Origin of the sequence: Jatrophihabitans lederbergiae (genome assembly GCF_031845305.1) — a bacterium.
Taxonomy (GTDB): Bacteria; Actinomycetota; Actinomycetes; order Mycobacteriales; family Jatrophihabitantaceae; genus Jatrophihabitans_A; species Jatrophihabitans_A lederbergiae.
Genome location: NZ_JAVREH010000040.1, coordinates 19,457 through 28,099 on the forward strand (window position 1 = coordinate 19,457; position 8,643 = coordinate 28,099).

The 8,643-nt window shown below is 67.8% G+C and carries 10 protein-coding genes; 7 read left to right on the forward strand and 3 right to left on the reverse strand.

The features are described 5' to 3' along the window. The first annotated feature begins 13 nt into the window (after positions 1 to 13). Together RM423_RS19020 and RM423_RS19025 are read left to right on the forward strand one after the other, a co-directional pair. Positions 14 to 865, forward strand: coding sequence for an LLM class flavin-dependent oxidoreductase (locus tag RM423_RS19020; RefSeq protein ID WP_311424627.1), 852 nt, complete (start codon positions 14 to 16; stop codon positions 863 to 865). A 335-nt stretch (positions 866 to 1,200) separates the two neighbouring features. After that, positions 1,201 to 2,454, forward strand: a complete 1,254-nt coding sequence (locus RM423_RS19025) for an alpha/beta hydrolase (protein WP_311424628.1) — start codon at positions 1,201 to 1,203, stop codon at positions 2,452 to 2,454. A gap of 166 nt (positions 2,455 to 2,620) precedes the next feature. Here RM423_RS19025 and RM423_RS19030 read toward each other — a convergent pair whose 3' ends face one another. Both RM423_RS19030 and RM423_RS19035 read right to left on the reverse strand, forming a co-directional pair. After that, positions 2,621 to 3,688 (reverse strand): class I SAM-dependent methyltransferase, encoded by a 1,068-nt coding sequence (locus RM423_RS19030; protein ID WP_311424629.1) that lies wholly within the window; start codon positions 3,686 to 3,688, stop codon positions 2,621 to 2,623. Positions 3,689 to 3,750: 62 nt separating this feature from the next. Beyond that, positions 3,751 to 4,236 (reverse strand): hypothetical protein, encoded by a 486-nt coding sequence (locus RM423_RS19035; RefSeq protein WP_311424630.1) that lies wholly within the window; start codon positions 4,234 to 4,236, stop codon positions 3,751 to 3,753. A 257-nt stretch (positions 4,237 to 4,493) separates the two neighbouring features. Between RM423_RS19035 and RM423_RS19040 the strand changes: the two genes are divergently transcribed. The 5 genes from RM423_RS19040 (at position 4,494) to RM423_RS19060 (ending at position 7,920) form a co-directional block, all read left to right on the forward strand. Continuing rightward, positions 4,494 to 4,889 (forward strand): hypothetical protein, encoded by a 396-nt coding sequence (locus RM423_RS19040; RefSeq protein ID WP_311424631.1) that lies wholly within the window; start codon positions 4,494 to 4,496, stop codon positions 4,887 to 4,889. Continuing rightward, positions 4,886 to 5,092 (forward strand): hypothetical protein, encoded by a 207-nt coding sequence (locus RM423_RS19045; protein WP_311424632.1) that lies wholly within the window; start codon positions 4,886 to 4,888, stop codon positions 5,090 to 5,092. Before RM423_RS19040 ends, RM423_RS19045 begins: the two co-directional genes overlap by 4 nt. Before the next feature lie 928 nt (positions 5,093 to 6,020). Beyond that, the gene (locus RM423_RS19050) at positions 6,021 to 6,767 is read left to right on the forward strand and encodes a hypothetical protein (protein WP_311424633.1); all 747 of its coding nucleotides are present in this window, start codon (positions 6,021 to 6,023) and stop codon (positions 6,765 to 6,767) included. 26 nt (positions 6,768 to 6,793) lie between these two features. After that, positions 6,794 to 7,255: an AAA family ATPase gene (locus tag RM423_RS19055; RefSeq protein WP_311424634.1), complete on the forward strand. Its 462-nt coding sequence runs from the start codon at positions 6,794 to 6,796 to the stop codon at positions 7,253 to 7,255. Positions 7,256 to 7,287: 32 nt separating this feature from the next. Next, positions 7,288 to 7,920, forward strand: a complete 633-nt coding sequence (locus RM423_RS19060) for an IS630 family transposase (protein ID WP_396327790.1) — start codon at positions 7,288 to 7,290, stop codon at positions 7,918 to 7,920. A 16-nt stretch (positions 7,921 to 7,936) separates the two neighbouring features. Here the strand turns inward: RM423_RS19060 and RM423_RS19065 are convergent, their stop codons facing one another. Next, a complete protein-coding gene (locus RM423_RS19065) occupies positions 7,937 to 8,503 on the reverse strand; it encodes a group II intron maturase-specific domain-containing protein (RefSeq protein ID WP_311424635.1) in 567 nt (188 codons plus the stop codon). Between the last annotated feature and the right edge of the window lie 140 nt (positions 8,504 to 8,643).

Sequence of the window (8,643 nt, forward strand, 5' to 3'; positions counted from 1 at the left end):
GCTGGGAGCGCGCATGACCTCACCACTGCGGGGCCTGGCCGCCCCGTGTTTCGCCGAAAACCCCGCAGACCTCGTGGAACTGGGCGTCGCCGCCGAGCAGGCCGGTTTCGACGCCTTCTTCCTATGGGACCACCTGGTGTTCGCAAACGACGGCGCCGGCCCCGACATCGTTGACCCTTGGCTGGTGCTCGCGCTGATCGCGGCCCGAACCCGCCACCTCAAGGTCGGCACCATGATCACCCCGGTGTCGCGGCGCAGGCCATGGGTGCTCGCTCGCCAGACCGCGACCCTGGACCTGCTCAGCGGCGGGCGGCTGGTGCTGGGCGTCGGAATCGGCTCACCCGCCCGGGGCGACTTCGCCCTCTTCGGCGACGAGGCCGATCCGGTGGCCCGCGCCGAGATGCTCGACGAGGGGCTGGCGATCCTGGACGGCCTGTGGAGCGGTGAGCGCTTCGGCCACCACGGCAAGCACTACCGGATGGAACCGGTGCGCTTTCTGCCCCGGCCCGCGCAACGGCCGCGGATACCGGTGTGGGTCGGTGGAACGCTGCCCCTGCGCCGCCCGATGAGCCGGGCCGCGCGCTGGGACGGCGCCGTGCCGATCGCGTGGGCCGACGGACGACTCGCGCGCCCGAGCGTTGTACAGATCGCGGGTGTGCGCGACCAGGTGCTGGCCGAGCGCGGACGGCTCGACGGCTATGACATTGCCGTCTGGGCCGAGGTAACCGAGAACCCCACGGCACTCGCGGGCGAGTTGGCCGCTTACGCCGACGCCGGCGCGACCTGGTGGATCGAGACGGCCAAGCCCGAGCCCGGCTGGCAGCAGGGCTTGGTGCAGCGCATCGAGCGCGGAGTCCTCGGCTGACGGGTCCGATGGCCGCCCGATCACCACGGACCGAGATGTGTCCCAGCAGCAGGTCGCGCGCGTCGGCAGGCGCTTGTCGTGTCAGCCGATCGCATCGGTGAACCGGCGGTCCGCGCGCATCGCACGGTGCCGCCACCCTCCCAATTCCTGCGATGCCCGCCTAGCAATGACCGGTCGTGCCACGGTGCCCCCTGAACCCAGGACGGTCGCTGCAACATGACATGAGGTACTGGCACCGTCTGATTCACACCGGCTTCACAGTTGCCGAGGCCACAGTGGGCGTGAGAGTGGCAGCAGTCGACTTCTGCAGGGCGACCAGGAGAGGAGTCGCGGTCATGTCGTTGATCGGGTCAGGCACGCTGGCGATGGTCATCGCGCTGGCGTTGTCGGCAGTCATATGCACGGTCGCGTGCTGGGAGAAGCTGGCCGCGCTCGGCGTGGCGCGGTGGGCGGTCCGGGGTCTCATGGTGTTCGGGTGCCAGCTCACCGCCGTGTTGGTGGTGGCAGTGTCGGTCAACGATGTGTTCGTCTTCTACTCCTCCTGGGGCGAGTTGCTGGGTCAGCACCGTCCAGCCACCCGTTACGCCGCCCGGTCGGGCAGCATGGACAGCGTGCTGGGCCCGAAGCTGGCCGCGAACTACCGGGCCGGGCGGGGGACGGTCGTGGCCCTTGCTGTTCCGGCGGCCGACAGTGGGGTGCTGGCTGATCCGGCGACGGTGTATCTGCCGCCGCAGTACGGCGATCCGGCGTACTCCCGGCGCAGCTTTCCGGTGGTCGAGCTCTTGTCCGGATTTCCTGGTGGCCCTCAGAGCTGGCTCCGGGTGAGCCACATCTCCCACGTTCTGGATCATCTGATAAGCACAGGCGAAAGCGTGCCGTTCATCGCGGTGATCCCTGTTCAGAACGTCGTCTCGCCCCGTGACACCGAATGCGTGAACGTCACGCGCGGTCCGCAGGTCGACACCTACCTGACGATCGACGTGCACCGCGCGACCGTTGACGCGTTCCGAGCCTCGTCCTCACCGTGGGGTGTGCTGGGCGTTTCCACCGGCGGCTACTGTGCGGCCAACCTGGCGTTCAGGCATCCCGACCTGTTCGGGGCAGCGGTTTCCATCGCTGGATACAACGCCGCAGCGCATGACGCCACGACCGGAAGCTTGTTCGGGGGAAGCCGGGCACTGGCCGACGCCAACAACCTGATCTGGCAGCTTCAGCACCACCGAGCACCGGCACTGGACTTGCTGGTGGTCTCGATCCGGTCCGACCGCGCCTCGTACCGCGCCGGAGAACAGCTGGCCAGAGCGCACCGTCCACCGCTTGAGCTATGGACCCTGGCGCTGCCACGCGGCGCCCACAACTTCGCCACCTTCAACGCCGTGCTGCCCACCTGCTTCGGATGGCTCTCACGCCTCGTGCCAGCTCCGCTCACCGCCATACCATCGGTCGACGGCGTCAGCCCCGCGCTCCATCGCCAAGACCCACGGGCCAACCACGACCTACCGGCACCCCTGGCGCACGACGCGCGCCGCACGTCACCACGGCAGCCATGCGGCCGGCAGCAAACAACTGCCACCCGCCGCTGTCCATAGGACGTGACCCGAAAGACGTGACGACCGACTGGTTGACAGAATGAGACCGTCCCACGTGGTCGCTGTTTCTTTGGCCTTGACCGTGACGGGATCACCATGTGTGACTGAGCTGCTTCTGTGTTGGCTCCAGCCTTGCCAGTGACCCGTGGGCTCTCGGCACTCAAGCTTATGGTCCTAGTCGGAGCAACCCGTGCTGCTCACCGCCTGTTTCCGCCGCTGTACCGAAAGCAGGCCCTGGCGCGGTATCGCTTGGCCCGAGCGTCTCGGTTGATGACCGCCCAAACGCTGCTCCGGGTACACGTACGACGCGTTGATCGATACCACCGACGTAGTGTGCGACGCCGTCGAAACCGGAGCCGCGTGGCAGCAAGCGCTGGAAGCCGGTTCTAGCAGCCGTGCTGGGCCACCCGTCGGCGTCGCCTGGCCCGTCGGCGGGGTCGCGGCGGCGCAGCACGAGCACGTCGGTGATGGCCTGCGTTCCGGCGGCGCGCTGGTGCGCGGACATCGGCAGTCGCACCGCGGCGACCAGGTCGGACATGGCGGCGATCTCGCGGCGGGCGGCCGGGTTGGTCGCGTCCATCGTGTAGTGGCTGGTCAGCACTGTCACGACGCCGCCGGGGCGGGTCAGGGCGAGGGACTTGATGATGAAGTGGTTGTGCAGCGAATGGCCGCCGCCGTTGTGCACGGGGTCGTGGAGGGCGACTTTGCCGAATGGGACGTTGCCGATGACCAGGTCGAGGTAGTCGCGGGGCATACGGGTATGGGCGAAGGATTCCTGACGGATGTCGGCGTGCGGGTACAGATGCTGGGCGATCGCTGCGGTGGTCGGGTCCAGCTCGACCCCGAACAGGGCGCTGTCCTTGGCGGTGACCGCGGCCGGCGCTAGGCCGATGAAGGTGCCGGCGCCGCAGCCCGGCTCGAGCACCCGAACGGGCTCGCTCTCGGCGCCGAATCCTGCGTCGGTGACGACGTCCCACATGGTCTGCGCGAGCGCGGCGTCGGTGTAGTGGGCGTTGAGGGTGGTCTTGGACGCGGCCCGCCATTCGCGTTCGTCGAGCAGCTGCTTCAACTCCGCGCGGGCGGCGGCGAACCGTTCGCTGCGTTCGTCGAATACGGCAGGGACGGCCCCCCAGCCGGACCAGCGGGCGATCACTTGCTGCTCGTCGCCGGTGGCGGGCCGGGCGGCCGTCTGCAGCTCGCGCAGCAACGTCAGTGCGGCGACGTTGGCGGTCACCTTCGCAGCCGCGCCGCCCGGTGCGAGGTCGTCTTGGGTGGCGGCCCGAAACGTCGCCGGCGTTAGGTCGTGGGGTGGCTCGTCGTGCCGCTGTCGGAGTCGCTGGTCTGGTCGAGGTAGGTCTTGCGTAGGCCCGGGTCGTCGTCCAGGTCGTGGTAGTTCGGATGGTCCTCGGTCATCACCACCGGCAGCCACGGCGCTTCGGCCGGGTACTGGCTCGGCAGCTCGTCGTCCTCCTGGTCGTACTCCGGGTGTTCCGGCTCGGCCGGGAGCAAGATCAGCTCCCGGAGCACCTGGCTCTCTGCTGTCATCCGTGCCATGCGAAGCCTCCCCACTTTCTCCAGGTAGCCCTCCCCGCCCGGGTCGTCTCCGGCCAGGTCCGCTGCCAGCTGATCTATCTGGGCCTCCGCTTCCAGACCCAATCTCGAAAAGAACTCCTCCGGGTCCGGGATCTGGCTCAGCTCGCTCGGCCGCCACTTCGCCCAGTGCTGCCGCGCCATCTGCCCGTACGGGTTCGGCGGCGGTGGGTTGGTGCTGGTCTCGCTCATCGCCTTCCCCTTCCTTCCCCGCGTCGGCGGCCGGTCCCCACAGCAGCGAATCGAATGACAGCTGCCCGTCTGCGACGTCGTGCCGTTTGCCCCTTCCAACCATGCTCGTAGCTTCCTCACGAGTGTCGCACCGTAGAGGGCGTCGGCGACGCTGTGGCACTCGTGGCGGGGCGTGAGGTGAGGCGTCGGGTGTCAGTACACGGTGTCACGCTCAGATTCCGTACAGGCGGACTGAGGGGTGGCCGAGAATGACAGCGATGACCGTGCGAGTTCCGGTGGGCGCGGTGCCGCGTCGTGCTGGCCATTTCGGTGCCTGGCGTGCGCTGACCGCGGTCCCGGCCATGGTCGGCAGCGTGCTGCTGCTGATCGTGCTGTTCGGATGGATGGGCGAGTGGGAAGGCGCCGTGCTGCTGGGCTGGATCGGATCCGGCGCAGCCGTGTTTTCGCGGGTTGGTGAGAGTGTCGCGGTCCGAGTCGCTGCCGGTTCTCGTCGGCCGACCAAGGCGCAGGTTGCGCTGCTTGCTCCGGCGTGGTCGGCGGCGCTGGCCCGGGCCGGGCTGGCCGCGAGCGAGGTGGACTTCTACGTGCAGCGCAGCCGTGAGCCGAATGCGTTCGCGGCCGGTGGCCCAGCCAACCGCTGGTCATTCACATGACCGTCGATCACAAGTACACCCTCAACGTGCCCTCCGGCGTTTCCCGGCCCGACGTCCAGAAGGCTCGCCACACTGGGCCCAAGCAAGGCTTCGCCGGAGTGGCACACCTGAAGGCGGGCAAGCACACACTCTGCCCGTACGCCGTTAACATCGGCCCAGGGCAGCAGACCTCGTTCGGTTGCTTCACGGTCACCGTGAAGTAGGCACCACGTTCAGCTGGGCCGGGTCAGCTCGGCCCACATCCTGAGGACGACCATTCCGAGCTGACAGCGATGCGGTAAGCGGACCAACGTGCCTCGGAGCGTGACCCCACCGACACTGAGGTTCTGCGTGAGGGTAGGCCACCGACAATTTCGCTGGCGGCCCATGCCTGAGCCGCTGCAACCACCGGCGGGGAGCGCAGCACACGCTTCTGGACCCGGTGTAGTCCTAACCGCCTCAGCGCCGCTTGGCGCGGTGAAGCCTCAACCTACACAGCGTCCCGCAGGGGATCCCTATACGCCGACGCCCCTTGGCCTGCGGCGCTCAGTGACCGTGCGGAATACCGCTGCAAGAACCGTGTCACTTATCGGCGTGGGTCACAGAAGGGGGCTCGGTGCAACGGGGTGAACGCCTCCTGGCAGAGCGTTGGGTAGGGGTGTGTCCCAGACTGGCAGCACGTGGGACATCGGCGAACAGCGCGGGATCGGGGCCTGTGCGGGGATTGTCAACACCCACTGCACTGCCAATCGTCGATGAGCAGGCGGCACCACAGCGTGGGCGTGGCGTTGCGCTGCGTGGTCAACTCCCGGCCTACGGTCATCTCGGCGGCGACGCCGCGAGCCGCTGGTTGGCCTGTGGAGGTGAAAAGGGGGATCGACGTGGGTAAGAACAGGGGCGGCCTTCACCGGTTCGGGGTGCTGCGATCGGTTGGTGAGGTAGCAGCAGCCCTGGCCGCGGCGGTGCTGCTGCTCGCCGCCGGCTGCGCCGATCCAACACCACCGGGAGCAGCGCCTGTTCTTGCGCCGTCGAGCTCGCAGCGACCGCCGGGTACTCCGATGAATACGGCCGGCATGCCGGTGACTGCGTCACCGACCACGGCACCCGTCCAGCTGCCCGGCGGGGACGGGTCTTGTTCCCGGCCGCCGACTGGTGGCGCTGTATGGCCACCCGGGGACCTCGGCGCTGGGGGTGCTCGGTGCGCAGGACCTGCCGTCGAGCATTGCCCGCGCGAAGAAGCTCGCCGCCTCCTATGCCCCGCTCAGTGACGTACCCGTGGTCCCCACCTTTGAGATCATCGCCACGACCGCCAGCTCCGAACCCGGTGACGACGGGGACTACTCGTCGGAGTCGACGGTAACCTCGTTGCAGCCGTGGGTCGAGCAGGCCAGCGCGGCGGGCATGTATGTGGTGCTCGACCTGCAGCCCGGCCGCGCCGACTTCCTCGACCAGGCCCGCCGCTACACCGATCTGCTGCGCTTACCCGGGGTCGGGCTGGCCTTGGACGCGGAGTGGCATCTGGAGCCGGGACAGAGACCGCTGGCACAGATCGGCGGTGTCGACGCCGCCGACATCAATGCCGTCACCGCCTGGCTGGCCGAGCTCACCGCCACGGCGCACCTGCCACAGAAACTGCTCGTGCTGCACCAGTTCCAGCTGTCGATGATTCGCAACGAACAGAACCTTGATACCCGTCATCCGGAGATCCAGTTGCTGATCCACATGGACGGCAACGGTTCGCCCGCCCTCAAGAACGCCACCTGGCGTGCGGTGACCGCCACCGCACCGGCAGGCATGCCCTTGGGTTGGAAGAACTTCTACCGCGAGGACACCCCGATGCTCGACCCCGCCCAGACCATGGCCCACCACCCCGCGCCGCTGATGATCTCCTACCAATAGGCCGGCCCAGCGACACGCCCGGGAGAGTGCGGCAAGCGCAACCCACGCAACAAGCCAACGATGCAAACGGGCCGAAGGCGGCCGCCGCTCTGCCGCTCGTCCTGGGCATCATGCTGTTCAGCCACAGGACGGGGAGGGCCCTGTTGGAATTTATGCCGCCCGCCGAGGCCGAGCAGCAGTTGAAGCTGGGCCCTCGACTGATAGTCGTCACCGGGCAAGCTGGCTCGGGCAAGACGACGTTGGCGCACCGGTTGGCCGCCGCCGTGGGCTGTCCGGCGATCTGTCGCGATGAGATCAAGGAAGGCATGGTCCACGCCCACGGACCGGGATTTCAATCGGCGATCGGCGACCCGCTCACGCGACGGACCTATCCGCTGTTCTTCGCGGTGCTCCGGCTCCTGCTCGACGGCGGCGTGACCGTCGTCGAGGAGGCGGCGTTCCAGCATCATCTGTGGGAACGCGGGCTGAGCCCACTAGTGTCGCGCTAGGGAAGTAACGTTACTTCGTGGGATCATGATGTATGCCGTTGACTGTGGGTGTGCAGGTTTCCGAACGTGACCGTGAGGTGCTGGCGTCGTGGACGCGGTCACCGTCGCTGCGCGCCGGGCTCGCGCAGCGGGCCCGGGTGGTGTTGCTGGCTGCAGACGGTGTCGGGACGGCCGAGATCGTGCGGCGGGTCACGTTGAGCAAGCCGGCGGTGATCGGCTGGAAACGGCGTTACGCCGCTGAGGGGCTCGCCGGGTTGGACGATCGGCCGAAGTCGGGTCGTCCGGTGGTGATCGACCCGGTGCAGATCGTGCTCGCGACGCTGGAGCCGCCGCCCGAACAGTTGGGCGTGACGCATTGGTCCAGCCGGCTGCTTGCCGCTCATTTGGGGATCAGCGACTTCACCGTGTCTAGGACGTGGAAGAAGTGGGGGCTGCAGCCTTGGCGGCGCGAGACGTTCAAGTTCTCCACCGATCCGGAGTTGGAAGCCAAGATCCGCGACGTAGTCGGCCTCTATCTGAACCCGCCGGACAAGGCGATCGTGCTGTGCGTGGACGAGTTGGGTCGGGCCGGGGCGCACCACTGTTCAGAGGAACAGCGTGTTTCCCCGACCCGCCCACCGAACCCGGCGTGCGCGTCTCCACGCACCGGGCTCTCCACGGACTGATGCCAGTCGGCGTTGATCATGTCGTGGTCGTCGCCCAGGGTGTCGCGATGTTCGAAGCCCGGTAGCGGTAACGGCTGACCGTCACCGATTGTGGCTGGAACAGCACGATGTCGTCCTCGGTTGGCCGCCAGTTCACATAAAAGCGGCGGAAGAGGACGGCCCACTTCGTTTTGCGATATCGGCGCTTGATCCATCGGAGTACTCGACGCCACGCGTACTCGTCGAGATAGCCGAAGGTCGCCTTCGACACGCCGTGTCGGAAGTAGGTGCACCAGCCCCGCAGCACCGGATTGAGCTGGCGCAGCAGGGCCGCGAGCGACGGATGAGCTGTCCGTCGAGTCAGCGCGCGGACCCGCCCAATGATGCCCGCGAGGGCCTTCTTGGACGGGTAGGTATAGACCACGCGCTTCGCCGTTCCTGGCTTGCGCCGCCGCTGGATGCGGAAGCCCAAGAAGTCCAGACCCTCGTCGATATGGCTGACCCTGGTCTTGACCGCCGACAGGCGCAAACCCATCGGGGCCAGGACCTGCGCGACGTCCTCACGCAGCACCTCGGCGTCGGAGCGGCTGCCATGAACCAACACGACGAAGTCGTCGGCCTATGTCGACCGCCGGATTATGCCGCGTGAGGGTCGAGGGCCCTTGCTGATGCTGGGTGATCTCGCGGGCTGGTCGGCATAATCCGGGTCGGCCGGGCTCGGGGTCAGAGACTGTCGAGGAAGGC